This is a genomic window from Nostoc sp. (assembly GCF_036917515.1).
Taxonomy (GTDB): Bacteria; Cyanobacteriota; Cyanobacteriia; order Cyanobacteriales; family Nostocaceae; genus Nostoc.
This window is the reverse complement of sequence record NZ_JBALDE010000269.1, coordinates 31,978-57,621: the sequence shown is the minus strand read 5'-3', so window position 1 is coordinate 57,621 and position 25,644 is coordinate 31,978. Positions and strand designations below refer to the sequence as shown.

Annotated in this window: 17 protein-coding genes and 3 pseudogenes; 14 read left to right on the top strand and 6 right to left on the bottom strand. The window is 40.4% G+C overall.

What is annotated here, in order from left to right; translation table 11 throughout:
* Nucleotides 1–95: 95 nt before the first annotated feature.
* Together V7K89_RS34320 and V7K89_RS34315 are read left to right on the top strand one after the other, a co-directional pair.
* Nucleotides 96–278 (top strand): annotated as a pseudogene (locus tag V7K89_RS34320) (hypothetical protein); the annotation flags it as partial.
* 222 nt (nt 279–500) lie between these two features.
* The gene (locus tag V7K89_RS34315; RefSeq protein ID WP_335195339.1) at nt 501–797 is read left to right on the top strand and encodes a hypothetical protein; all 297 of its coding nucleotides are present in this window, start codon (nt 501–503) and stop codon (nt 795–797) included.
* Between the two features lie 285 nt (nt 798–1,082).
* Here the strand turns inward: V7K89_RS34315 and nifH are convergent, their stop codons facing one another.
* Nucleotides 1,083–1,973: a nitrogenase iron protein gene (gene nifH / locus V7K89_RS34310; RefSeq protein ID WP_335195338.1), complete on the bottom strand. Its 891-nt coding sequence runs from the start codon at nt 1,971–1,973 to the stop codon at nt 1,083–1,085.
* A gap of 454 nt (nt 1,974–2,427) precedes the next feature.
* Between nifH and V7K89_RS34305 the strand changes: the two are divergent.
* Nucleotides 2,428–3,143, top strand: a pseudogene (locus V7K89_RS34305) (IS1 family transposase).
* A gap of 123 nt (nt 3,144–3,266) precedes the next feature.
* On the opposite strand, the gene V7K89_RS34300 reads toward V7K89_RS34305, so the two are convergent.
* On the bottom strand, nt 3,267–4,220 hold the full coding sequence (locus V7K89_RS34300; protein ID WP_335195337.1) for a Vgb family protein: 954 nt from the start codon (nt 4,218–4,220) through the stop codon (nt 3,267–3,269).
* Between the two features lie 353 nt (nt 4,221–4,573).
* On the opposite strand from V7K89_RS34300, the gene V7K89_RS34295 reads away from it, so the two are divergent.
* Nucleotides 4,574–6,949, top strand: coding sequence for a glycoside hydrolase family 31 protein (locus V7K89_RS34295; RefSeq protein WP_335195336.1), 2,376 nt, complete (start codon nt 4,574–4,576; stop codon nt 6,947–6,949).
* 247 nt (nt 6,950–7,196) lie between these two features.
* Nucleotides 7,197–11,585, top strand: a complete 4,389-nt coding sequence (locus V7K89_RS34290; protein ID WP_335195335.1) for a PAS domain S-box protein — start codon at nt 7,197–7,199, stop codon at nt 11,583–11,585.
* 391 nt (nt 11,586–11,976) lie between these two features.
* Here V7K89_RS34290 and V7K89_RS34285 read toward each other — a convergent pair whose 3' ends face one another.
* Together V7K89_RS34285 and holA are read right to left on the bottom strand one after the other, a co-directional pair.
* Nucleotides 11,977–12,459, bottom strand: a complete 483-nt coding sequence (locus tag V7K89_RS34285; RefSeq protein ID WP_335195334.1) for a DUF4168 domain-containing protein — start codon at nt 12,457–12,459, stop codon at nt 11,977–11,979.
* A 109-nt stretch (nt 12,460–12,568) separates the two neighbouring features.
* Nucleotides 12,569–13,558 (bottom strand): DNA polymerase III subunit delta, encoded by a 990-nt coding sequence (gene holA, locus V7K89_RS34280; protein WP_335195333.1) that lies wholly within the window; start codon nt 13,556–13,558, stop codon nt 12,569–12,571.
* A 207-nt stretch (nt 13,559–13,765) separates the two neighbouring features.
* Between holA and V7K89_RS34275 the strand changes: the two genes are divergently transcribed.
* Nucleotides 13,766–14,554 (top strand): DUF1868 domain-containing protein, encoded by a 789-nt coding sequence (locus tag V7K89_RS34275; RefSeq protein ID WP_335195332.1) that lies wholly within the window; start codon nt 13,766–13,768, stop codon nt 14,552–14,554.
* Between the two features lie 144 nt (nt 14,555–14,698).
* Here the strand turns inward: V7K89_RS34275 and V7K89_RS34270 are convergent, their stop codons facing one another.
* The gene (locus V7K89_RS34270) at nt 14,699–15,484 is read right to left on the bottom strand and encodes an RDD family protein (RefSeq protein WP_335195331.1); all 786 of its coding nucleotides are present in this window, start codon (nt 15,482–15,484) and stop codon (nt 14,699–14,701) included.
* A gap of 45 nt (nt 15,485–15,529) precedes the next feature.
* Nucleotides 15,530–16,375 (bottom strand): hypothetical protein, encoded by an 846-nt coding sequence (locus V7K89_RS34265; protein WP_335195330.1) that lies wholly within the window; start codon nt 16,373–16,375, stop codon nt 15,530–15,532.
* An 80-nt stretch (nt 16,376–16,455) separates the two neighbouring features.
* Here V7K89_RS34265 and V7K89_RS34260 point away from each other — a divergent pair, with 80 nt between their 5' ends.
* The 8 genes and pseudogenes from V7K89_RS34260 (at nt 16,456) to V7K89_RS34225 (ending at nt 25,598) form a co-directional block, all read left to right on the top strand.
* Entirely contained in the window at nt 16,456–17,409 is a 954-nt protein-coding gene (locus V7K89_RS34260; RefSeq protein ID WP_335195329.1) for a stage II sporulation protein M, read from the top strand.
* Between the two features lie 438 nt (nt 17,410–17,847).
* The gene (gene pstS / locus V7K89_RS34255) at nt 17,848–18,891 is read left to right on the top strand and encodes a phosphate ABC transporter substrate-binding protein PstS (RefSeq protein WP_335195328.1); all 1,044 of its coding nucleotides are present in this window, start codon (nt 17,848–17,850) and stop codon (nt 18,889–18,891) included.
* 174 nt (nt 18,892–19,065) lie between these two features.
* Nucleotides 19,066–20,043 carry a phosphate ABC transporter permease subunit PstC gene (gene pstC / locus V7K89_RS34250; RefSeq protein WP_335195327.1) on the top strand — a complete coding sequence of 326 codons (978 nt, stop codon included), beginning with the start codon at nt 19,066–19,068 and terminating at the stop codon, nt 20,041–20,043.
* A 73-nt stretch (nt 20,044–20,116) separates the two neighbouring features.
* Nucleotides 20,117–20,995, top strand: a complete 879-nt coding sequence (gene pstA / locus V7K89_RS34245) for a phosphate ABC transporter permease PstA (RefSeq protein WP_335195326.1) — start codon at nt 20,117–20,119, stop codon at nt 20,993–20,995.
* Nucleotides 20,996–21,054: 59 nt separating this feature from the next.
* Nucleotides 21,055–21,834 carry a phosphate ABC transporter ATP-binding protein PstB gene (gene pstB / locus V7K89_RS34240; protein ID WP_335195325.1) on the top strand — a complete coding sequence of 260 codons (780 nt, stop codon included), beginning with the start codon at nt 21,055–21,057 and terminating at the stop codon, nt 21,832–21,834.
* Between the two features lie 733 nt (nt 21,835–22,567).
* A complete protein-coding gene (locus V7K89_RS34235) occupies nt 22,568–23,347 on the top strand; it encodes a phosphate ABC transporter ATP-binding protein (protein ID WP_335195324.1) in 780 nt (259 codons plus the stop codon).
* A gap of 115 nt (nt 23,348–23,462) precedes the next feature.
* On the top strand, nt 23,463–24,485 hold the full coding sequence (locus V7K89_RS34230) for an IS1/IS1595 family N-terminal zinc-binding domain-containing protein (RefSeq protein WP_335195323.1): 1,023 nt from the start codon (nt 23,463–23,465) through the stop codon (nt 24,483–24,485).
* Between the two features lie 407 nt (nt 24,486–24,892).
* A pseudogene (locus V7K89_RS34225) lies at nt 24,893–25,598 on the top strand (SDR family oxidoreductase).
* The last annotated feature ends 46 nt before the right edge of the window (nt 25,599–25,644 follow it).

Here is a 25,644-nt window from a genome sequence, read left to right as displayed (position 1 = left end):
CTAGAAAATATTACACCAGAGGTGATTGTTTCTCTCACCTCTTACGACTTTATTCTTGAAGCTTTATTTAGCGCAGCTTCATAAAGAATTGGTATGACAAGCCTACAGATTTTGCACCGTCTTTCGTGAATTTAGATTTGAGTGGGCGTATACCTCTAACTAGTAATTTAGGGCTGACAGTTTACTTAGAAAATCTACTCGGTGAGCAATATGAGCGAGTTAATCGCATATATAGCCCTGGATTTACTTTTCGTGTGGGTTTAAGCGCCAATTTTTAGGTATTCAATGTAGAGATTTTATCATTGCAAAGTCTCTACATTATTATATCTTTTCACATGATTTGGAAAACCTCACTTTCCTACGAGGATAGGATGTTAGGTTTCACAGCATTTTTTTAGTAAATATGACGTACCGACGTACAATATAGTGCGTTAAGCTAAAGCCATAATGACCCTACTTAAAATTTACTTTTAATCTAAAATCTGAAATCTAAAATTGCTATGAGAGCCAAAATCGAAAATAAAATACTTTTTATCCACCACGAAGATTTACCAGAGTTTAAGAAGGGTGGTTCAGTAGTGAGAAATTCTTATTTCTGGGCGCTACGTTCAATTGCTGGTCGAGCTTCGCGTTATCGTGATTGGGAATACGAACCAGAAGTTTGGCTAGCGCTTTCGCGAATGCTTTTATCCTTTGCTGAATCAGGATATTTGGGTATTAGAGAAACTTTGCTAGAGTTTCCCTTATCTCAAGGAGAAATTCCTAGTTTGCTGCGAGATGTTTCCACTTGGGAGTAGGGATGTATAGCTGTCATTGTTGTTAACAAACCCTGTACCAGCTTCTGGTTGAAAATTATTAAAATTAGAGATGTCAAGCGATTGCCAGAAACATTTGTATCTTTTAATTTGTAACCACCACTTTTGAAATCTCGAAACATCTCTTCTACATAGACGTGTAGCGGCTTTTTGCATAGTACGAGCGATCGCTATATATTTCTATTAAGGATTCAAACAAAGAAATGCAAAAATTGGGAAAAAGGTGGGCTGTTGTCCACCCTAAACCATTATTTACTTAGCAATACTTTAAACAGATGCTTCAGTAGCAGTTTTGCCAACCAACTTGGCAGCATTTTCCTCGCTTTCAAGAATACCGAATTCAATCAACAATTCTTCTAACTCTTCCATCTCAATGGGGGTGGGGATAGTAAGGTTATTGTTGTCGACGATCTTTTTAGCCAATGTCCGATATTCGTTAGCTTGGTTGCTGTCAGGTGCGTACTCGTTAACAGTCATCCGGCGCAATTCTGCATGTTGTACAATGTTATCACGAGGTACGTAGTGAATCATGTGGGTGTTCAACCGTTTTGCCAGGGTTTGGATTAGGTCGATTTCCCGGTCAGTGTTACGGCTATTACAAATCAGACCACCCAAGCGCACACCACCAGTGTGAGCATACTTAAGAACACCACGAGCAATGTTGTTAGCAGCGTACATCGCCATCATTTCACCGGATGTAACGATGTAGATTTCTTGCGCCTTACCTTCACGGATAGGCATAGCAAAACCACCGCACACAACGTCACCTAATACGTCATAAGATACGAAGTCTAGGTCTTGGTAAGCACCGTTTTCTTCTAAGAAGTTGATGGCGGTGATAATACCACGACCGGCGCAACCTACACCGGGTTCTGGACCACCAGATTCTACGCAACGAACGTCACGGAAACCCTTCAGCATCACTTCTTCGAGTTCGATATCTTCTACTGCGCCACGTTCAGCAGCGAGGTGAAGAACGGTTGTTTGAGCTTTGCTGTGCAGCATCAAACAGGTGGAGTCAGCTTTGGGGTCGCAACCAACAATTAGAATGCGTTGACCCATTTCAGCCATTGCTGCAAGGGTATTTTGAGAAGTGGTAGATTTACCAATACTGCCTTTACCATAGAAAGCTATTTGTCTAATCTTTTCGTCAGTCATGGTTGTGTTTCCTACAATAATTTAGTTGATGAGTCGTAAGCTTGATGTGAAATATTCACCCTTGGCGTCGTAGAGAAGTAGAGCCTATTGGGGTAGACGCCTAGCGGCTTGTCGCTAGACATCGCACCCTGGCAAAAATAGTTAAAATCAGAACATATTTACCCACGAAGCGATGGCTTAAGAGATAGAAAAATTTAATCTCCTAATAATGAAGCCTTTAAAACTATGACTTCAGCATTATCAATTGTTGTAACCAATCCCAAATGGTTGTTCAAGCCTCAAGAGTGGTTGCAGCAGGAATTCAAATGAACGCAGATTTGTTCCTTGAACCACACAACCAACCAAATTGCAATCCACTCTTAAATGGTCACTACAACTTTTCTGATTTTGCTAATGTCAAGTGACTGAGAAAATCGGCGTTGCATAATGGCGGTATGAATTGAGGTGAAACTAGATGGAATGTCCGCGTTGTGGGTCGTCTCATATCCGTAAAAACGGAAACAAAAGAGGTAAACAGAATCACATTTGCTGTGATTGCGAAGTGCGTTCCGCCCCGCTCCGCTAACGCCAATTCATTGATTGCTATGAACCACCTCAAGGATACAGTGATCAAGTGAAATGAGAATGCCTGAAAATGTACCTCAATGGCATGGGATTTCGTGGCATCGAACGGGTCAAAGGTGTGCATCACACGACATTGATTACTTGGGTAAAACTTATGGGCGAACTGCTGCCTGATGCCTGCCATCCACAGGCAATACCAGAAGTTGGTGAACTCGATGAATTAGAAACGTTCCTCGGCTCAAAAAAAACACTCTTTGGCTTTGGACAGCAGTGAACCACTTCACACAAGGTATTTTAGCGTGGGTTTTGGGCGCTCATAGCAGCGAAACTTTCAAACCCTTATGGGATATCGTCAGTACTTGGCAGTGCTATTTCTATGTTACAGATGGATGGTTGGTCTATCCTAGCTTTATTCCAGAGGGCGACCAAATTGTGAGCAAGACTTATATGACGCGGGTTGAGGGGGAAAATACGCGCTTGCGTCACTATCTGGCTCGATTACATCGCAAGACGCTATGTTATTCCAAGTCAGCACAAATGCTGAGATACTCGGTTCGATTATTACTTTACTATCTGAAATTTTGGGATGTTCCAATTCCTCAATGATTCATACCGCTATTATGCAACGCCCTGCTAAATAAACCAGTATTAGACTCAACTGCTAAAGCTATCGGACGCATTGAGGAAGTACGATGGATTGATTAAGGAGAAAGCTTAATTGCTGGATGTTTATGATGTGGCTTTCTGCTTACGACGGCTAACTACCTTACCTGCTCCTAGCAAAGCACCAACCGCCAATACAGCTACATTCATTCTAGGTTCAGGAACAACAGTGCTGTCTTCAGTGAAAGCCAAAAAGCCAGCCCCATTCAACCCACCTCTACCGGCAGGGACAAAGGTGTCAATAAAAGCTCCTGTCTTGCCGTCGTAACGCAATACATTGTTACTATTTAAACCACTAACGTAGAGGTTGCCGTCACTACCAAAAATTGGCTTTACAGGACCGTTAAGTCCGCCACTGCCAGATGGGACAAAAGTGTCGATAAAAGCTCCTGTCTTACCGTTATAGCGCAAGATATTATTAGCCCGAAAGTTAGCAATATAGAGATTACCGTCTGGTCCAAAGCTCAAGCCACTAGGTTCCGATCCTTTTTCCTCTGTAGCAAAAGTATCGATAAAAGCTCCTGTTTGTCCGTTGTACCTTAAAATACTATCAGTCAGACTACTACCGACGTAAAGGTTCCCGTCTGAACCGAAGCTCAAACCAAGAGGTGCACTGAGTCCACCGCTACCTGAGGGGACAAAGGCATTGATAAATGCTCCTGTTTGTCCATTGTAGCGTAGAACACTATTACTAGTGCGAGTGTTAATACTGGTAACGTAGAGGTTGCTGTCAGGTCCGAAAACCAAGTCTTCAGGTGAATCTAGTCCACCACTGTTTGAAGGAACGAAGCTACTAATAAAATTCCCTGTTTTGCCGTCGTAACGTTTGATGCTACCGCTCAAAATACTACTAACATAGAGATTTTTATCGGGCCCAATAGTTAAACCAGTTGTTCCCTGTAGTCCGCCACTACCTGAAGGAACAAAGTCATCAATGAATTCTCCCGTTTTTTCGTCGTAGCGCAGAATGGAGTTATTATTAAAACTCCCTACTAAAAGTGCTGCATCAGCTCTTGGCACTATCCACCCTACTAATGCAAAGCTTATTAGTGGGAGGCTGATATAACAAAAGTTGAAAAATCTCATAATTTTATTAGCTCCTGCAACCATAATTACTTAGTACAGTTAATCATAAATTTGTAGCCTCTTGTTTGTCCTGCTTCCCCTGCCTGCCTCAACAGATAAATTTCCCTAATCCAAGCGTATTGGTCTTTACTGTGGTAACGACACAAACTTGTGCATTAGAGAAAACCACTGTTGCTAAAAAATATCTGCTAATCTTTCACCCAACTTATAGCAAAAGAAAGAGTTTGAGACTAAGTATCTCTGTAATCATGAAATGCGGACAAGTATTAATCTGCTAAATAACTGATATGCCGCAATATTTCGGAAAACTACCCACTACCAACCAACCTTGGACAAGTATCGGCAATGTAAAAGCTGTAACCTGCGACAATAATATTATTAATTTTGACTGTAGTGACTCACGCCTTACCGTCAGCGTACTTGCTCCGAATTTAATCCGCGTACGTTTCGCACCAACTGGGGAATTTATGCCTCGCCGCTCTTGGGCAGTGACGCTGGATGATGCAGAATGGGCAATAACACCTTTTGCAGTGCAGGAAACTGAAGCAACGATAGAAATTGAAACAGAACAGATTCGTATATGCGTCCAGCGGGAAAAATGTCGCATCGCCTATTTTGACAAAGCTAATCGTCCCTTTGCTCAAGATGCAGAGATGGCAATAGGTTGGCGGATGGGTGCAGTTGCAGGGTGGAAAGAAATTGCAGCCGATGAGCATTTCTATGGCTTTGGTGAACGCACAGGTTTTCTGGATAAACTCAGCGAAGTAAAAACCAACTGGACAACGGATGCTTTAGATTATGATTCACTTACCGATGAAATGTACCAGGCAATTCCATTTTTTATGGCTTTGCGCCCGCAGGTAAGCTATGGCATCTTTTTCAATACCACTTTTTGGAGTCAGTTCGATATCGGCGCTGAACAACCAGGTATTTGGAAGATGGAAACTCGTGGCGGTGAATTGGATTATTACATTATCTACGGCCCCGAACCAGCCCAAATCCTGGAGACTTATACTCAGCTGACTGGGAGAATGCCATTACCACCGAAATGGGCGCTAGGTTATCATCAATGCCGTTGGAGTTACGAGTCAGAAACCGTTGTGCGCGAACTAGCAAAGGAATTTCGCCAACGCCGCATTCCCTGCGATGTTATTCACTTGGATATTGACTATATGCAGGGCTTTCGAGTGTTTACTTGGAGTCCTCAACGCTTTGCTAACGCGGCAAAACTCATTAGTGATTTAGCAGAGGATGGTTTCAAAACAGTTACAATTATCGATCCTGGTGTGAAGTATGAACCAGAAGGTAATTATCACGTTTTTGACCAAGGCATAGAAAACGACTATTTTGTGCGTAAAGCTGATGGTACGTTGTTCCACGGCTACGTTTGGCCTGAGAAAGCTGTTTTTCCTGACTTTTTACGTCCTGATGTGAGTAACTGGTGGGCTGATTTACACAAAAGCCTAACTGATATTGGTGTGGCAGGAATTTGGAATGATATGAATGAACCTGCCATAAACGATCGCCCTTTCGGCGATGAAGGTGAAAAGATTTGGTTTCCCCTAGATGCACCGCAGGGTGGTAGGGGAGCAGAGGAGCAGGGGAGCAGAGGGGCAGGGGAGAATTTATCTACGTCCACTCATCTAGAAGTGCATAACTTATATGGGTTGATGATGGCTAAAGCTTCTTATGAAGGGTTGGAACGGCATCGAGGTTCACAGCGATCTTTTGTGTTAACGCGATCGGGTTATGCTGGTGTGCAACGCTGGTCTTCTGTGTGGATGGGAGATAACCAATCGTTGTGGGAGCATTTAGAAATATCTCTGCCGATGCTTTGTAACATGGGACTTTCGGGTGTAGGGTTTGTAGGTTGCGATATTGGCGGGTTTGCTGGTAACGCCACTGCTGAATTATTCGCTCGGTGGATGCAAGTAGGAATGCTTTACCCATTGATGCGCGGTCACTCAGCAATGTCTACTGCTCGTCATGAACCTTGGGTATTTGGCGATCGCGTTGAAAATATCTGTCGAGAATACATTAATCTACGTTACCAACTACTTCCTTATATTTACAGTCTTTTCTGGGAAGCGGCAACAACGGGCGCACCGATTTTAAGACCATTATTGTACCATTTCCCTAACGATCCGAAAACCTATAGCCTCTACGATCAAGTATTGCTAGGTGCATCGCTGATGGCTGCACCAATTTACCGCCCTGGAGTTGAGCATCGAGCTGTCTACTTACCCGTCGGCACTTGGTATGATTGGTGGAGTGGCGATCGCTACGAAGGCCCGATGCACATTCTTGCCCATGCACCACTAGAAAGAATGCCACTGTATGTTCGTAGCGGTGCGATCGTCCCTATGCAACCTGTCAGGCAATACGTCGATCAAGCCCCACTCGACGAGATCCGATTACGGATTTGGCGTGGTAATAACGAATATCAGCTATTTGAAGATGATGGACAGACAAACGAGTATCAAGACAAAAATTTTTCACTAACAAACATCAGCGTATTCACTGAGTCTAATCAAACAGTAGTGGAAATTGGAGCAAGAGTTGGGGAATGGACACCTCCACCGCGTCAAGTGATTGTAGAACTTGTTGGTGTTGGAGAGCAACGTTTCCAAGACGATGGTAAGCGTCATACTCTGCAATTTTGAAATTACAAATTCGGGATTGGGGATTGGGTACTGACTAAGGATTGGACATTGAAAAACTTTTCTCTAGTCCCCAGTCTCCAGTCCAACCACCATTATTTCTTACTTTAAATTGTGCAAAAAAAAATATGTATAGGGGTGGATGAAAACCAAGTCAAGGCGTAACATACAATACAAAAGACATAAATGATTAAACCGTAAGAAATACGTAAGTTTACTATGCTAGATAGATGCGGTTAGAGAACACTCAATGTTAAATATTAACCGCTTGCGCCTGCAAGATAGATTTAAAGTCTCTACAAATGCACTTGTGGCAGGAGTCGCAAGTGCGATCGCTGTTTTTATTGGCAGCTTGGTACTAGTTGGCTGGTGGCTTGACATTGAAGTTCTTAAGCGTGGCTTCCTTGGTAGTCCTGCCACAATGAAAGTCAATACAGCGCTTTGTTTTGTGTTGTGTGGTGTGTCATTTTGGCTATTTTTAGCAGATCCGGGGAGCAGCACTTCGGCTACGCTCAGTGACCGAGGAGCAGGGGAGCAGAGGAGCAAAGGGGAAAAAACAATTCAAAATTACCCGTACAGTTCCACAGCCCCCTTACCTGTACTTATTCTTCTAATCTCTCAGGCCTGTGCAATAGCTGTCACCACAATTGTGGCACTTACCCTTTGTGAATATCTGTTCGGCTGGAATCTCGGCATTGATGAACTGGTGTTCCGTGATTCGCGAACTAGTATAGCGACATTGCATCCGGGGCGAATGGGGGTGAACACAGCACTGAACTTTATACTGGTCAGCGTCGCCCTACAGATTTTGATTCATCCAAAAAACCACCGCAGTTATTGGTATGCCCAAATTATCGCTCTGATTGCTACTTTAATTTCCTTTCAAGCGCTGATGGGCTATGCCTACAAAGTGAAAGTTCTCTATGGACTTGCCCCTTATACAACATCAATGGCATTACACACAGCGGTGTTGTTCTTCTTACTAAGTATGGGCATTCTATGGGTGCGAGCAGAACATGGGTTAATGAGGGTAGTTACAAGTGATAGTTATGGCGGCTTACTTGCACGTCGTTTATTAGTTGCTGCGATCGCAGTACCTTTTATATTGGGATGGGTAATTGTCGAAGGTCAACGCGCAGAACAATACGATCCGGCATTTGCAGTATCGGTGTTTGCGAGCATTGTGATTATAATTTTTACTATTTTGATTTGGCAAAGTGCCAGGGTTATTGAACGCCTCAGCGATCAACGCGACCTTGCCGAGAAAGTACTGAAAACCTACGAAGTTAAACTGGGAAGCTTTGTAGATTCTAACGTCATCGGCATTCTGTTTGGCAACGTGTATGGCGGTATCCAGCAGGCAAACGACGAATTTCTGAGGATGATTGGTTACACACGGGAGGATTTGTCAGCAGGTAAGTTAAGTTGGAGCAATATCACACCACCAGAGTATCTATACTTGGATGAGCAAGGTGTTGCCGAAGCCCAAGGAAATACCAACGCTGCTTGTACGCCCTACGAGAAAGAATATATTCGCAAGGATGGTAGCCGTATCCCGGTTTTAGTTGGTTACGTGCTGCTAGGAGAAAACCGCGACGAGTCAGTAGCTTTTATCCTCGACTTGAGCGAACGCAAGCAAGCACAAGCAGAGCAACAAAAATTAGCATCGCTGGTAGAAAATAGCTCTGACTTTATCAGCATTGCCACGCTTGAGGGTCAATTACTCTACATAAACGATGCAGGTCAAAATTTGGTAGGGTTTGCCAACCTGAATGAAGTAAGGCAAAAAGCATTATTAGATTACTTCATGCCCAAAGACAAAGCCTATTTCCAAAAATATATACTGCCGACTGTGCTATTAGAAGGGCGTTGGCAGGGAGAATTTTGCTTTCGGCATCTTCAAACAGGTCAACCGATACCAGTTGATTACAACGTCTTCACTGTTACAGATAACAAAACAGGTCAGCCAATTGCCTTAGCAACTGTGACTCGCGACATCAGCAAGCAAAAGCAGACTCAGAAACAAATATTACAGCTAAACAGGGATCTACAGCGCCGCATTACTGAATTACAAACTTTGTTGGAAGTAATTCCCATTGGAATTGGCATTGCCGAAGATCCAAAATGCCAAAATATCAAGGTCAACCCTGCTTTTGCCAAGCAGTTGGGGATATCGTCAGATACAAATGCCTCCCTCAGTGCTGACTTGGACGAAAGACCAACAAGCTTTAAAATCTATCGCCAGGGAAAGGAACTGTCAACAGAAGAACTGCCAATGCAGTACTCTGCTGCTCATGGTGTCGAAGTTCTGAATTCTGAACTTGATGTCGTCCATGAAAATGGCAAAATCGTCAACCTATTGGAGTACGTTGCACCTCTGTTTGACGAAGAGGGTAAAACCAGAGGAAGCGTTGGTGCATTTTTAGATATTACGGAGCGCAAACAGGCAGAGGAAGTACTGCTAAAACAGCAAAAATGGCTAGAAGATGTGTTAAATCTGATGCCAAGACCATTGCTGTTTATCGAACCAGGAACGGCACGGGTAACTTTTGCCAATCGCTCTGCTAACGAATTAGCTGGGGGCGAATTTCCCAAAGGTATACCTGCTGAAGATTATCACACAGTTTACCACTATACAGATGCCGCTGGCGATCGCATCCCCAATGAACTTATGCCAGGAGTGCAGGTTGCTCGTGGCGAACGCCTGAATGGATTGGAGGTGGACTGGCACACTCCGGCTGGCGTGCGCTCTCTACTAGTATTTGCTGATACCTTGCCAGCAATGCACGGTCATCCGGCTACTTGTATCTTAGTGTTCCAAGAAATCAGCAACCTCAAACGGGTAGAAAAAGCACTCTCGTTAGGTTACAAAAGGCTAAACCTACTATTTGACACAGCCAACGATTTACTATTGAGTCAGGAACCAATACTACTAATCGATAGCGTCTACCGAAAACTAAGGGAGCAAATTGATTTAGATGTTTATTTAAACTATTTGGTTGAGGATAACTCTCAGGTAATGCGGCTAGAGTCTTACAGTGGCATTTCCCTTGAACTAGCAAACCAAATCGAGTTTTTAGGATTTGGTAAAGCAGTTTGTGGGACTGTAGCCCAGGAGGGTTGTGCAATTGCTCTAGAGAATGTGCAGCAATCAATTGACCCGAAAACAGAATTAATTCGTTCTTTAGGTATTACTGCTTATTATGCATACCCATTGATTGCCCAAGGACGGTTGTTGGGTACTCTTTCTTTTGGCAGCCGCACTCGGTTGAGCTTCACCGACAATCAAAAAGGGATGATGCAAGCAGTATGCGACCAAATAGCGATCGCAATGGAACGGGCTAGTTTAATTGCTTTTTTGCAACAACAAACTGAACAGTTGCAAGAAGCCAACCGGATGAAGGATGAGTTTCTAGGAATATTATCCCACGAATTGCGATCGCCTCTCAATGCCATCCTTGGCTGGGCGCAATTACTGCAACGAAGCAAGCTCAGTGATAGCCAAATAGCTAAGGCTACGGAGACAATTGAGCGCAACGCCAAAGCGCAAACCCAGTTAATTGAAGACTTGCTGGATATATCGCGGATGAGTAGAGGTAAGTTACGCCTCGATGTCCGTACTTGTAATTTGGTTCTCATAATTGAGTCAGCCATCGAGACTGTTAGTTTAGCCGCCCAATCCAAGGAAATCGATTTGAGATTTTCTCTCATTCCTTCAAAAGAAACGGCAAATTCAGATTGGAGATTAGGAGTTAATCGCGAAAATCTCGAATTTTCAGCAGCACAATCCCAAACCAATCAACATTCAGAGGACAGCAAACTGGGCGAAAATTCTCAATTCTTAGTTTCCGGGGATTTCGAGCGCTTGCAACAAATCATCTGGAATCTGCTATCCAATGCCATCAAATTTACACCCGTTGGAGGAAGGGTAGAGGTGCAATTGTCAGTAATCAGTGGACAGGAAAAACAACAGACAACAGATAAATATGCCCAAATTCAGGTAATTGATACAGGCATTGGTATCAGCCCTAATTTTCTTCCTTACGTCTTTGATCGCTTTCGTCAAGCTGATAGTTCTAACACTAGAATCTATGGTGGATTAGGATTAGGATTAGCGATCGTCCGTCATTTAGTAGAATTACATGGCGGTACTGTCCATGTAAATAGTCCAGGTGAACAGCAAGGAGCAACGTTTACAGTCAAACTACCACTTCTGAAAAATTCTTCCCTCCGCTCCTCTGCTTCTCCCCTTCTCTCCCTACTTGGTGTGCGCGTGCTGGTTGTAGACGAGCAAGCCGATACCCGTGAATTCATCACCACAGTCCTCGAACAGTACCAAGCCGAAGTTAAAGCTGTAACATCAGTTCCAGAAGCATTGCAGTTAATTACACAGTGGAAACCAAATGCTTTAGTCAGCGATATCAGTATGCCCCAGGAAGATGCTTACTCTTTGATCCGTAAAGTACGATCGCAACCACCAGAACTAGGGGGAAATATTCCAGCCGCAGCCTTGACAGCTGAAATTAGGGAAGAGGATTGGCTGCGAGCTATACAAGAAGGTTATCAGCTGCATTTACCTAAACCTATTAAAGCCGCTGAGTTAGCTACAGTAATCGCTAGCCTTGTTGGACGGACTTAAAAATGGGGTTTTGGAGAATATATAGCAAAGTGCTGTTAGCGGTAGCGGGGCGTTTAGCCCGTGCTAAGTGCTGTTAGCGGTAGCGGGGCGTTTAGCTCGTGCTGAGTATAAACAAGCGTGAAATCAAGGCTTTTAGCAATCAACATTGTCCTAACCTATGTGGCTACAGCTATAAATTAAATTCTGCCCAATGCCTGATTTGCTTTTTTTGTAATATCAAAATTTATACAGTATAATTCCAAATTCAGAATACAGAATTCAGGAATAAAACACGCTTTCTCATTTTTCATGAATCAAATAGGACTACTATAATTTCCGAATAATTAGTTATGATTCCCATAATAATTAACCACTTACTTAACACGTGTTTGGATTTAAGTAGCCCTTCTAGTTACCGAGATTCGGGAGGTTGTTGCAGGCGTAATAGAGTATTATAAACCTGTCTTTTTAAAATAGTATTATTTTGTAGTTCTATAGTAATTTTATTGAACTGTTCAAATCTCAAACCATTATCTTCAACAATTTTTTGAGCGTGGGTACAGTAGTTCACTGCAATATCTTGAGCCTTCTTTGGAAGACCATTTATGCTATTAGAATCGTTGCAAACAATATTGGGGATTTCTCCATTGCCAATAAGTTTTTTAATTTCTTCAAAGGCATTTTGACGGGCTGGCTCCATTGCTAGCACGGCTTGAGCGTAACTGTCGATTTCAGTATTGTTAACTATTGGTGCTGGAGTTTGAGCCTCAGTTTTAGAACTCAATGAAAAAGCGTTGCAAATCACACCCACAGTAGCGATCGCACCAAAAAAAAATGATTGCGAAAGGGTTCGCTTTCGGCTAGTTCGAGAAAATAAATCGGAAATTTTCTTCATATAGTGTGTGATACAGAACTAGATCAGGGATATTATAAGAACTTTGAATTATTTTCGGAGTTGGAAGTTCCAGAAACTGCTCAATACATTAAGCTTTTATATTTGATTGTCAATTTCCTCGGCATACTTGACAAAGTTCGATGACTTTAGTCTGGAGTGTTGACATTTCTGATGCCCCTTGTTTGAGGCTAACTTCTAACTCCAATAGTAGGGGTAAGCAAGAGATTAACTGTTGCACAGAAAGCAGCTTGATTTCTTGCTGTAAGAAGTAAATCCGTTTGGGATTACCGATATCAGCGGCAATAGCGATCGCTTGTTGATTCTGTTCCCCACTTTCTATCATAATCTTGACCCACAGCCAGGTGCGAAATTGTCCAATCAATGTGGCAACTATCCGTAATCCTGGCTCGGAAGCGTTGCTCAAATCTGCCAAGGTTGTCAAAGCTTTAGCTGTATCTCCTGTTCTGATTGCTGCTGCTAATTGTAAGCTATTTTGAGTAGTATTTCTTACTAACTTCGTAACGGTATCTGTATCTAAAGGCTTATTACTACCTTGGGTATATAGCCGCAATTTCTCTAGCTCTTTGTAGAGAAGCCGTGTATCATTTCCTACGGCTTCTGCTAACAGATGAGCAGTATTGGCAGTCAGTTTCACGCCCACAGTCTGGGCTGCTTGATTAACAGATTGCACTAGTAATTCTGTTTTCCAAGGGGGAATCAGAGGAAATTCTCGGAATTCGGTAGCAAACTGTTTTAACAATTTCGTGGATTTGAGGCGTTCATCTGGCTTGTTGCGGCTGGTGAGCAATAAAAATGAGTTTTCCGGAATGACTCTTAGGGATCGCTCCAATTCTGCCAACAGATTCTCTGGACAGTGCTGACACAGAGTAGTATTTATCAGCCATACCAAGCGCCCACCAGCACCAAAAGTGGGCGTCATCACCTGATTTAACCCCTGGATAGCAGCATCAGCTCGATCTGGGGAAAATGCAGTGTAATTAAAACTTGTCCATTGGGGATCGAGGACGCGATTGCGCAAAAGAGCGATCGCTTTTTCCATCGCAAAATCATCTTCACCCCAGTAAACATAGATTGGCATAGATAAACTTTGTAGTAGATGGGCATTGAGAAGAGACAAGGTAAACAAGGAGAGAGGGGAGATAAGGGAGAAACTTCAATAATTCACGCTTGTCCCCCTTGTCTCCCCTGCTCCCCCCTCCTAAAAATTAAATACTTTTGAAATCATTCTGTTAATCAAGATAATTTTCCCTAAAATCTATCAAGTGAGAGCGTGAGGCTATGAAGATTGGACGACAACTATCAAACTTACTTAAATCGGTTAGCAAGACTGACGCTGCTTGAAGCCTACAGATCCCAAGCCCAGCATATTCAGGAATCTTCTAAGTTTCAGCCACATTCTGGGTTGAGACAAGCAGCATCCTTTCCTGGCTATACGCTAACTACCCCACCGGCAGAAGAAGAATCACACAACTCTGCTTTCTATGCCAAATTACAGACTTATCAACAGGAACTTTTGCAGTTGCCTGTAAACCGTAATTTGATTGTACCTGTACCTCCTGCTAGCTTCCATCTAACTTTAGCGGATTTAATTTGGGACAATGCTTACCTTGATGCCTACGAAAAAAATTCTAAATTTGACGAGGAGTTACACTCTTGTTTAGCTGAAATATTTCAAAAATATCAACAATTGATGACAAACAGGAGTCATCCAATTAAATGGCAAATGTTAGGACTAATACTGATGCCAAGAGCTATAGCCATTTGTTTAGTCCCTCAAGATGAACGCTGTTACGAGGAAATTATTCAATTTCGCCGAACAATTTATCAAAATCCCAAGTTAATTGCCTTGGGTATTGAGCAGCATTATCACTTCACGGCCCATATTACATTAGCCTATTTTGGGGAGGTTCCATCTGACCTAGACCGCATAAGCTTTAGCACTATGCTTTCTCAATTGAATGAACAATGGCTGTTAAATTTGCCAGAATTTTTGATTGATCGTGTTGAATTACGAAAGTTTGACAACATGACACGCTATTATCGTGAGCCAGACTGGCCGATTTTAGATTTTTAAGTACTTAGTTAGTAGTTAGTAGTCAGTAGTTTCCACTTACTGACCACTGACTACTAATTATTAATTATGTCTTCCTGAAATGCTATAATTTTGTCTTTTAGATAAACCTAGCTTTTTGCCAATACTCTAAATAAAATCTCCAGCCTAAAATTCCGGTTGTTGATAAACAAGATAAATAGCTTCTAAAAATACATCAGGCGTAACAGCTTCCGGCAATTTTTCTAAATTAATAATAGCTTTAACTTGCTCGGCTAGCTTCAGAGATAGTGATGCTCTTGCCTTTAACGACATTGCACCACGTCGCTGTAAATACTCGCGAATCACAGCAAAATCATCTGGCATCAATTGCGATAAATCAGCAATTTCGATTAACTGTTCATGAAGTCTTTTTGCCTGTTCTGAGATTGTCAATCTTGCAGATGCAGTGGGTGTTTGGGCTTGAATTACAATTGTGCCAGCAGCTAAATCACCTAAGCGCTTTTCGCGGCTACCCAACATAATGAAAAAAGCGCCAATAAACAAAGTTTCATCAAAGGGTCGCAGTAAAGCACGTAACGTTGCATGTTGTAGCCCAATGAGTCTACCATCATCTCGAACTACGCGAATTTTAGCAACTCGTTTACCAGGAGTTTGCCCAAACCATAAGGTTTCAAAAAATACAAAATAGCCGATGTAAATTGCAAAGGCGATAATGAAGAAAATTGCTAACAACCAAATGTCTAAACTTGGTAAATTTGTAAAAAAGTATTCAACAAAATTTAACAGCTGTGTCGAAAAGACACTCCAGGTAAGGACAAACAGAAGCAAAGTTATACCCAATACTGTATAGTCAATCAGGAGTGCCAAAGCTCGATTACCGATTCCCGCTAGAGTGAATTCCAACTCTACACTTTCTGGAGTCTGGAATGTGATGCGATTAAAAAAGCGCATATTTTAAATAATTCAAAATTAATAGAGTTGGATTAAGGTGTTGGGTTAACGAAAATCTTGTGAGGGAGGTTCTCGTAATTGCAAACCTAGACCTTCACGCCGACTACGCAAGTCCAAGTATAAAACAGCTTTTAGTGCTTGCCAGAATGGCATGACTAAAACTCCACCGATCAAGCTTCCAATCAAAGAAATAATATACACAATTGAGTAAATAGCAGTACCAGGCTCAAGCCTGATTAAAAATAAGCTAGGTATATAGTTTAATACAAACACCAACGGCAATGTAACGATAAAAGCAACTAAAACAATGCCTTGAATGCGAAATACTGAGGCTTTAGTTAGCTCCCAACTTCTGGCAACACTTTCGCCACCATTAATATTTTCCTCAACTGCTAGTGGTACTTCAGCTACTACCCAACGAGAGTAGAACCGGGTTAGTTCCAACAGCACAATTACTGTAAAAATTATTATCGATGTAGTTGCGACTATAACGCCTATACTACGACCGAATATCTGTCCTAATGCTACTGCCAACAAGGTAGCCAAGACACCGGCTGCGAACGCCAGTCCAAAATAAATTAAAAGCATTGATATTCCTACCTGAAAACCAACTCTTAAAAATGACCACAGACGCGGATTAACATGGCTGCTGGCAGTTTGAACACCTTCAGGCTGGTAAATCAATTCTCCAAAAGCCAAGCGTGAAATTAGTCCAGAAATGGCTGCATATTTTGCCCAACCATACACAGGAACTAGAACCCACAAGTGAGCGATCGCAGCCAGTTTAAGATAAGTTTTGAGATGAGAACGATACAACTTTACCGCAGCACTGACAACGTTACCAATACTCAGTGGTTGTATCTGACCGGAAGATCCAAAGTTTTCAGACATAATGCTAAATTTGCCTTGAAATTACGGAGATGAATTTGAGGCTATCTTAAGCTAAATTAAACTCAGTGTTCCTAAAATTCATGAATATTCAACGTTGGATTGCACGACGAGAACCGAATTGGCAGCGTTTGGATGCCCTATTAAGGCAGATAGAAAAAAAAGGGTTAAAGTCCTTACGGGCAGCAGAAATTAGAGAGTTAGCGAGTTTGTATCGTTCAGTAGCGGCAGATTTGGCACGTGCCCGCACTCAGCAAATCGGCAATACCTCGATCCAAAGTTTACAATCTTTAACAACTCGTGCTTACACGCAGATTTACCAAGGTTCGCGGCGGCAGGAATGGCAGGCAATCCTAGAATTTTATCGTTGGGGATTACCATCAGTAGTCCAGCAAGTACTTATGTATATTACTACGTCGACTTCGCTGTTTTTACTAGGTGCACTGGTGGCTTGGTGGTATTCCTGGCAAAACCCCAGCTTTATGCCTTTGATTGTACCTGAAAGCTTGATTACCAAAGTGCGAGATGAGCATAAATTGTGGATGGGTTCAATTGTCGGTATTGAACCTCTGGCATCCAGTGGGATCGCGATCAATAATTTGTCAGTGTCTTTTGGGGCCGTCGCCGGTGGTATGACGGCTGGAGTATACACAGTCTATTTGATGATATTTAATGGTTTATTAATTGGTGCTGTTGGTACTTTAGTTGCCCAAAATAATCTGGCTTATCCTTTTTGGGCCTTTGTGTTTCCGCATGGTTCTTTGGAATTACCGGCGATCTTTTTTGCTGGGGGGGCGGGATTTTTATTAGCAAGAGCAATTTTATTTCCTGGTAAATATCGCCGTGGGGATGCACTGAAATTTTATGGTTATCAGGCGGTGCAGCTAGTATTTGGGATTGTACCAATGTTGATTATTGCTGGTGCAATCGAAGGTTTTTTCTCCCCTAATCCCAGCATACCTGAGCCGATTAAATATCTGGCAGGAATAGGATTATTTATACTTTTGGTACTGTATTGTAGTCGCAAGCAAACATGAAATAATTTAAAGAGTAGCTAACTGACAAATTTAAAAAAGTAAATACTAACTAGCTAAAAAAATCATTTGTTTTTTGAGGATAATGAGCCTATTTTGCCAGAAACAAAATTTTTTTAGAGGTTATAATTGACAGTGGTTGATATTTTTGGATAGTTAAAAATAACTATTAATAAAAACTAGTTATTTACATTTTAGTTAATAGTTACTTAAATTTTATTGTTTACTATATTTTAATTCTTTAAATTATATTTAAAACTTTTAATAGTATATTTTAACTAACTAATTTAATCAAATTTTATAAAAAATGCTTAAAAATTAAAGTTTAAACATATCTTAATGTCTTACTTATCAATTGTTAAATCAGCTTTAACCATAAAAAATGTAGCTTATTTAAGACTGGAATAACAGCAGTAAAATATTCCTTAAATCAGAGGTAATATGATTTTTTCGAGCGCCATATTGAATCGTGTCATTGCTACTTCAATGGTGACAACTTCTATTGCACTTAGTCCATTTTATGGTGCGATCGCACAAGCTGAAACTCTCAATGGTGCAGGAGCAACTTTCCCGGCTCCGCTTTACGAACGCTATGCTCGTGAAGTAAAGAAGAAATATCCAGATTTGAAAATTAACTACCAAGCAATTGGTAGTGGTGGCGGTATTCGTCAAGTCATCGCCGGAACTGTTGACTTTGGTGGTAGTGATGCTGCAATGAAAGATGATGAAATCGCTAAAGTCAAGAATGGTGCAATCTTAGTACCGACAGCAGGCGGTGCTGTTTCTGTTGTTTACAATCTTCCAGGCGTTAACAATCTCAAATTATCCCGCGCTACACTACCAGCAATTTATTCAGGTCAAATTACCAAATGGAATGACGCAAAAATTAAAGCTGATAATCCAGGTGCTAATCTACCAAATCAAACAATTAAATTTGCTGTTCGTGCCGATGGTAGCGGTACAACTTTCATTTTTACAAATCACTTGAGTGCCATCAGCGGTTATTTCAAAGGCAGAGTTGGAACTAACACTGCTCCAAAATGGAATCTGCCAAATGTCCTCAAAGGCAAAGGGAATCCAGGTGTAGCTGCTATAGTAGCTCGGACTCCTGGTTCTATAGGTTATGTAGAATATAGCTACGCTGTCAAAAACAATCTGAAATCAGCATTGGTACAAAATAAGAACGGAGAATTTGTTGCTCCTTCTTTAGAATCTGCAAATGCAGCTTTATCAACCGTCACTTTCCCAGACAACTACCGCGTTTTTGTAGGAGATCCAGGACAAGGTTATCCCATTGTCGGTCTTACTTGGATGATGGTTTACAAACAGTATGCTAATGCTGCTAAAGCTAATGCAATCAAAAAATGGATTAATTGGGTATTAAAAGACGGTCAACAGTATAACGATGACCTTAACTACACTAAAATTCCATCTAATGTAGCAAATCGAGTGCTTCAGACAGTGAATAGCTCTGTCAAGCCGTGATTTACAATTTTTAAGACTTACACACAAGAGATCCCTCTATCCCCTTAAAAAGGGAAGAATGCTTTGAATATATCCCCCTTTTAAAAGGTTTAGGGGGATTATTTTACTATTTTCCTCCCCTAATAGACTGAGTTAATAACTTGCAGTAAGAAAAAACTATTTTATTGATTTATAATGGCAAATTTATCAGATGATTCAAATCTAGGCGATGAAAATTTCAATCTAACTACTACCAGCGGCACAAATTTCTGGTTTGACCAAGGCTTTACATGGCTAGTATACTTTTTTGCTGTGATTACTATTGCAGTACTATTGTTAATGAGTTGGGTAATTTTACACGAAGCTCTACCAGCCATTAAGCAGTTTGGAATGGGGTTTTTGTGGGGACAAGATTGGGATACAGGTAATCAGATTTTTGGTGCATTACCCTATATTTATGGAACTTTGGTAAGTAGTGCGATCGCTATTTTATTCGCTGTCCCAGTGGGAATAGCGGTAGCCTTGGTCACAAGTGAAAATTTTTTACCTATATCACTGCGAACTACCCTAGCATTTGTTGTTGAATTAATTGCCGCAATTCCCAGTGTAATTATTGGTTTGTGGGCGATTTTTGTCTTTATTCCAGTTCTAGAACCTTTACAAAAGTGGTTAGCCAGCACTTTTAAATGGATACCACTATTTAATACAGAAGATCCTTCTGGGACTAATATGTTGACTGCTGGAGTTATTCTCGCCATCATGATTTTGCCTACAATGGCGGCAATTAGTCGTGATGTTTTAATGGCTATCCCTAAAGAATTACGTAGTGCATCTATGGCTTTAGGTGGAACCCGTTGGGAAACAATTTTTCGAGTCTTGCTACCATCTGGATTTTCTGGAATAGTGAGTGCAGCAATGCTTGCTTTAGGACGTGCTTTGGGTGAAACAATGGCTGTAACTATGGTAATTGGTAACTCTGCTCAAATCAGCGTTTCTTTACTCGATCCAGGTTATACAATTCCCTCTGTATTAGCTAATGAATTTGCCGAAGCTGAACCAGGTTTGCACATAGGAGCTTTAAGCTATTTGGCATTAATTTTATTTGGATTGACTCTAACTGTAAATCTTGGCGCTGTAATCTTAGTGAAATGGGTTAGCAGAAAAAATAAATAATATTATTTCACATTGAAATAACTATAAAGACTCAGTGTAGTCAAACATTTATCAATCAAAAACTTTCAAAATTATGAGTGATTATATTCAGTCAGAAACGGATAAATCTCTGGCGGTAGAATTATGCACGCCTCTACCAACAGAACGAGTAATATTTACCTATGCAATGAATGCGATCGCCTTTGGTCTTACAGGTCTAGTACTCATTCCTTTATTATCAATTTTGTGGGAAATTTTCATCCGGGGAATCTCTGGACTCAAATCAGAAATGTTTGTCAAAGCAGTTATTGATAATGGCTTTGGCAATGCCATCTTGGGAACCATAATTATGGTGATAATTGGTGCTATTTTAAGCATTCCCACAGGAATCGTGACAGGAATTTTCTTAGCAGAATTTAGCCAAATTAATCCAGTTATTAGTATTGTTCGTTTTGTCACTAGTATTCTTACAGGCGTGCCTTCAATTGTTGTAGGCGTGTTTGCTTATGGTGTGATAGTTTTAGTAACTAAAGGATTTAGTGCGATCGCAGGTGGTTTTGCTTTAGCTGTGATTATGCTACCTGTAATTATATTGACAACAGAAGAATCCTTAAAACTTATTCCTATATCTCAACGCCTCGCCTCTGCTGCTTTAGGTGGAACTCGCTCTCAAACGACTTTTCGCATAGTTGTGACTACTGCAATCCCCGGAATTACCACAGGCATTTTGTTAGCTGTAGCTCGTGCTGCTGGTGAAACAGCACCCTTAATTTTTACTGCCTTATTTAGTCTAGATTGGTCAGAAGGATTGTTAAGTCCAACAGCTTCCTTACCAGTATTGATTTTTAACCTCTACAACGACCCCGATCCACAAAAAAGTCAATTAGTATGGACTACTTCTATAGTTCTACTCGGTTTAATTTTATCTGTCAGTATTCTCTCTCGCTTAGTTATTAAAATGAGAATTCTATAATATTCATCCTAACTTCTGAATTCTATTTTGATAAATTTTTATTTCGCACTTTAGTAAGTATGAGTAACCTAATTCCAGCTATCAAAGTGAAAAATGTCAGCTTTTACTATGGCACAACAAAAGCTATTGAAAAGGTGTCAATAAATATTTATCAGAACAAAGTAACTGCAATTATTGGCCCTAGTGGTTGTGGTAAATCTACCTTCATTAAAATTCTAAATCGCATTAGTGAATTGGAAGGGCCTGTAAAAGTTGAAGGAGATGTAGAATTTTTTGGTCAGAATATTTATGCTCCTCGTGTCAACATCAATCGATTACGCCGCCAAATTGGTATGGTGTTCCAAAAACCAAATCCTTTTGGGATCAGCATTTACGAAAATGTTGCTTACGGAATGAGAATAGCAGGTAGATATTCAAAATTAGAATTAGATGAAATTGTCGAATCTGCCCTTAAAAGCGCTGCTCTTTGGGATGAAGTGAAAGATAAGCTGGATAAATCCGCTTTAGGGCTTTCTGGTGGTCAACAACAAAGATTATGTATTGCCCGTGCTTTAGCAGTCAAGCCGAAAGTTTTACTGATGGATGAGCCTTGCTCGGCTCTTGACCCCATCGCTACCATGAAAGTTGAGGAACTGCTCCATAGTTTGCAGTCTGAGTTGACGATTGCGATCGTTACCCATAATATGCAGCAAGCCGCTCGCGTTTCTGATTTTACAGCTTTCTTTAGCACCGATGAAAGTCGGATTGGTCAAATGGTTGAATTTGGCGCTACAGAGCAAATCTTTAACAACCCACTAGACCCTCGCACCCGCGACTACATTTCAGGACGTTTCGGTTAAGGTACTTTCAGGCGTGAATTACTGATTTTTGTGGATATAGCTTGTACTAGAAGATACTCAAAAAATGTAGCTTACAAAAGTTACTAATTTATCTTTATAAAAAACTAGTTCCTCACTATCTATGACATAACCCTCTTCTGTCAGTCTCCGAAAACATTTGCCATTTCTAAATTCTAGAGCTTTTGTATAGCAAGCGTAAGCTAGCAAAAACCGCAGGCATCGCGCGATTCTTTTCTAAGAACAAATCCAAGACCAATTTTTTTCTAATAGTATAGCTTGTATTGATTGCTTCATCAAGCTTCTAGCGATCGCCCTCCTGGAGAGTGACAGAAAAGGGTTATATACAGGGTAATTCAGAATTTAGGAGTCAAACACCCTTTATATCTGGGTTACAGACTTTGCTTGTCTATCTTACCAACTTTAAATCTGCTGTAGGATACTCGTATTTTTATTTATACGTCACTATTTTAAATCGAACTAGACCTAATCCTTTTTTATAAGCAAGGATGGTATATAGGTCAACGTGCAAAAGGTAGGTATAAAAAGTCTGTAAAAGATACATTTTGAAACACAGTTTTGATACAAGTATCTAGTAACACTTTATTTGCTGTATTGGTGTTGTATAGCTACGTAAGTTCCATGAATATATCCTTTTGGGAGTAACATAGTGAAACAGCATTGTTGATTTGTACTGTTTTAGTTTGTCAAGTTTTGTTTCAGACGTTTTGGGAATATGAGTAAACTAATTCCAGCCATCAGAGTCAAAAACTTCAGCTTATATTACGAAACTAAAAAGATAGTTGAAGGCGTGTCAATGGATATTTATCAAAACCAAGTCACGGCAATTATTGGTTCTAGTGGTTGTGGTAAGTCTACTTTTCTTAAATCGTTAAATCGCATGAGTGAATTAGAAGGAGATGTGAGAGTTGAAGGAAAAGTAGAATTTTTTGGGCAGAGTATTTATGAGCGTCGTGTCAACATCAATCGTTTACGTCGCCAAGTTAGTATGGTTTTTCCCAAACCAAATCTTTTTCCCATGAGCGTTTACGATAATGTTGCTTATGGGGTGAAATTAATTGGATGGCATCCGAAAGTAGAATTAGATGGAATTGTTGAATCTGCCATTAAAGCTGCCGAGCTTTGGGATGAAGTGAAAAATAAGCTGCACAAATCTGCTTTAGAGCTTTCTGGCGGTCAACAACAAAGATTATGTATTGCCCGTGCTTTAGCGGTCAAGCCGAATGTTCTTTTGATGGATGAGCCTTGTTCAGGTCTCGATCCTATGGGTAGTATGAAAATCGAGAATTTGATTCATAACTTGCGTTCTGAGTTGACAATTGTAATAGTTACTCACAATATCCAGCAAGTTACTCGCCTATCTGATTTTACGGCTTTCTTTTATAGTACTGAAAATCGGATTACTCAAATGGTTGAATTTGGTACTACAAATAAAATCTTTACGAACCCTGTGGATTCTCGCACCCGCGACTATGTTTTTGCTCGCATCATTTGAAGTGTTTCTTAAATTCTAGCCATTCAGAGCGTTACTATATGGTGCAAGTGGAAATGAGGGGTTAAATGAATTTCCGCTTGCTTTAAGTTTTCCTTGTGTTGGGCAATGCGATCTGATGTTTACAGTATTTTTTTATACTATATATTTAAAGCAAGTATCTGCTCTAGACCATCTGAATCATAATATGAAATGTCCCCAGTGCAAATCTACTTCATACCGTAAAAATGGTCGTCGGAATGACAAGCAGAATTACCTCTGCAAAAATTGTGGTAAGCAATTCCTTGAGCCTGCATTCTCTCATTCCCTAGAAACTGACTTGCTTGCTAACAGCAACGGACATACTAAAGTATCTACGGCTGAAGCCACAGAAATTTCTTTAGTAAAAAATCTATCAGATGAAAAAATTATACAGAAAAGTCTTAGCTCTTTTAGTTTGACATTAGCTGAACAACTGCTGCAAATTATATTATCACCTGCTTGGTTAGAATCTGCTGCATTCAGCCAATTTATCCAAAAATTTCAACAAAAAACTGAAATAGAACATCAATTAGAAACAGGAATCTCTCTTTTACTTTTGGATGTAGAGAACTTAAAATTAGATGCTAGTTCAGAATTATTTTTAGCTAGTGTCTGCAAGTATACTCTCCAATTTAAAATAGCATTTGCTAACTGGAAAAATCCAAGTATTGGAAAGCAAGATATTGAACTATATAACCGTGGCTATCAACTTGTCCACGTACCAGAGGGTAAGGATAGTGCTGATGCAAAAATGATTACTTTCGGTGCTTGTATTGTACGCTCTTATCCAACAGTTAAAGAAATATTAGTCTGTTCTAACGATGGAATTTTAATTCACCTCTGTAACGAACTCAAAAACCAAGGATTAATTGTCTATTGGGTACGTAGACAAGCGCAAACTTTACATATAGAAAACCGAAATACTGGCAAATTAACTCATTATTCTTTAGCAATGGTAACAGAAGTTCCATCCTTGGAAAAAGTGGTTGAGCAAATTCAAGACTTAATTAAAAACGAACAAGATTCTATTAATACCCGATTACACAGTTTAGCAATTATTACAAATTTATTTCAACAAAGAGCTAATATTAATAATAAATTTAATCATAAGCAACCATAAATTGAAGAAATTATTTCTATTATAGATGATTCATCTGCACAATCTATTCAAGAAAAAGAAGCTGCTATCGAAATTCATAATGAAAAAATATTAAATAAATTACTATTAAAAATTATTCAAGATATACAAACAAAGTCTCCCCAAACTAAATTATCTGTGTCTAAACTAGGTTCCGAGTTACGGAAAATAACTGGAGAGTCTCCTAATTCAATTATTAAAAAATTAAAATTAGGTTCCAATTTTACCAAATATTTAGAATCATCTTCCATATTTAGATTAAAAATGAATGGCAAGGAATTTGAGGTAATTCCGCTACTTTCCGAATAGATACTTTCTGGATGTTTACGTCCAACCTGAGCCTGTAATTCTATATTATGTAAAAAGATGTAAAGAAATATAAATATACGATGCAAGATAAAGTTGTTGTTATTGTCGGTGCTACTGGTGGTATTGGTTCAGCTTTAACACAAAAACTTGCGTCTACCGGAGTCCGGTTAGTATTGGCTGCTAGAGATGCAGTTCGTTTAACTACACTGGCTGCTGATTTACCAGGAGAAGTTTTGACTGTTCCCACCGATATTACTGACTCCCTACAGGTAGATACTTTGATTAAAAAGACCATCGCTAAGTTTGGTCAAATCGATTTTTTAATGAATGCAGCTGGTGCTGGTATACTCAAGCCTTACAACAGCCTGGAACCTGCTGATTTAGACAAGATGTTAGATGTCAACTTAAAAGGTAGCTTTTACACCACTCAAGCGGCTGCTGAAGAGATGCAAAAGCGCAAGTCTGGTCACACATCTGTAATGTGATAGAAATTCTGGGCAAGCATTCGATGGGGATGGCAGCGGCTTATTCTGCTTCTAAGTTTGGTGTTGTCGGTTTTAGCAAGTGCATGGCAGAGGAACTCAAGCGTTTTGGTATCAAGTTCACGCTATTCTACTTTGGTAGGGTAGATTCTCTTTTTGGGATAACGTCAACCTAAAAGTAGACCGGAAAAAAATGCTTAGTTCTGAAATTGCTGCCAATGCAATTTTCTTTGCCCTTTCTGCTGAACCGCAAGCTGTACCAATGGAAATTAACATTCAACCTGATAGTCATTTATTATTTTAGAGTGGGAGTACGCTTACATAATTCTTGCTTAGGAAAGAAGTGAAAA

Coding starts and splice junctions, on each gene's coding strand:
- V7K89_RS34315 (WP_335195339.1), top strand. CDS start 501: ATGAGAGCCAAAATCGAAAATAAAATACTTTTTATCCACCACGAAGAT.
- nifH (WP_335195338.1), bottom strand. CDS start 1,973: ATGACTGACGAAAAGATTAGACAAATAGCTTTCTATGGTAAAGGCAGT.
- V7K89_RS34295 (WP_335195336.1), top strand. CDS start 4,574: ATGCCGCAATATTTCGGAAAACTACCCACTACCAACCAACCTTGGACA.
- V7K89_RS34290 (WP_335195335.1), top strand. CDS start 7,197: ATGTTAAATATTAACCGCTTGCGCCTGCAAGATAGATTTAAAGTCTCT.
- V7K89_RS34285 (WP_335195334.1), bottom strand. CDS start 12,459: ATGAAGAAAATTTCCGATTTATTTTCTCGAACTAGCCGAAAGCGAACC.
- holA (WP_335195333.1), bottom strand. CDS start 13,558: ATGCCAATCTATGTTTACTGGGGTGAAGATGATTTTGCGATGGAAAAA.
- V7K89_RS34270 (WP_335195331.1), bottom strand. CDS start 15,484: ATGCGCTTTTTTAATCGCATCACATTCCAGACTCCAGAAAGTGTAGAG.
- V7K89_RS34265 (WP_335195330.1), bottom strand. CDS start 16,375: ATGTCTGAAAACTTTGGATCTTCCGGTCAGATACAACCACTGAGTATT.
- V7K89_RS34260 (WP_335195329.1), top strand. CDS start 16,456: ATGAATATTCAACGTTGGATTGCACGACGAGAACCGAATTGGCAGCGT.
- pstS (WP_335195328.1), top strand. CDS start 17,848: ATGATTTTTTCGAGCGCCATATTGAATCGTGTCATTGCTACTTCAATG.
- pstC (WP_335195327.1), top strand. CDS start 19,066: ATGGCAAATTTATCAGATGATTCAAATCTAGGCGATGAAAATTTCAAT.
- pstA (WP_335195326.1), top strand. CDS start 20,117: ATGAGTGATTATATTCAGTCAGAAACGGATAAATCTCTGGCGGTAGAA.
- pstB (WP_335195325.1), top strand. CDS start 21,055: ATGAGTAACCTAATTCCAGCTATCAAAGTGAAAAATGTCAGCTTTTAC.
- V7K89_RS34235 (WP_335195324.1), top strand. CDS start 22,568: ATGAGTAAACTAATTCCAGCCATCAGAGTCAAAAACTTCAGCTTATAT.
- V7K89_RS34230 (WP_335195323.1), top strand. CDS start 23,463: ATGTTTACAGTATTTTTTTATACTATATATTTAAAGCAAGTATCTGCT.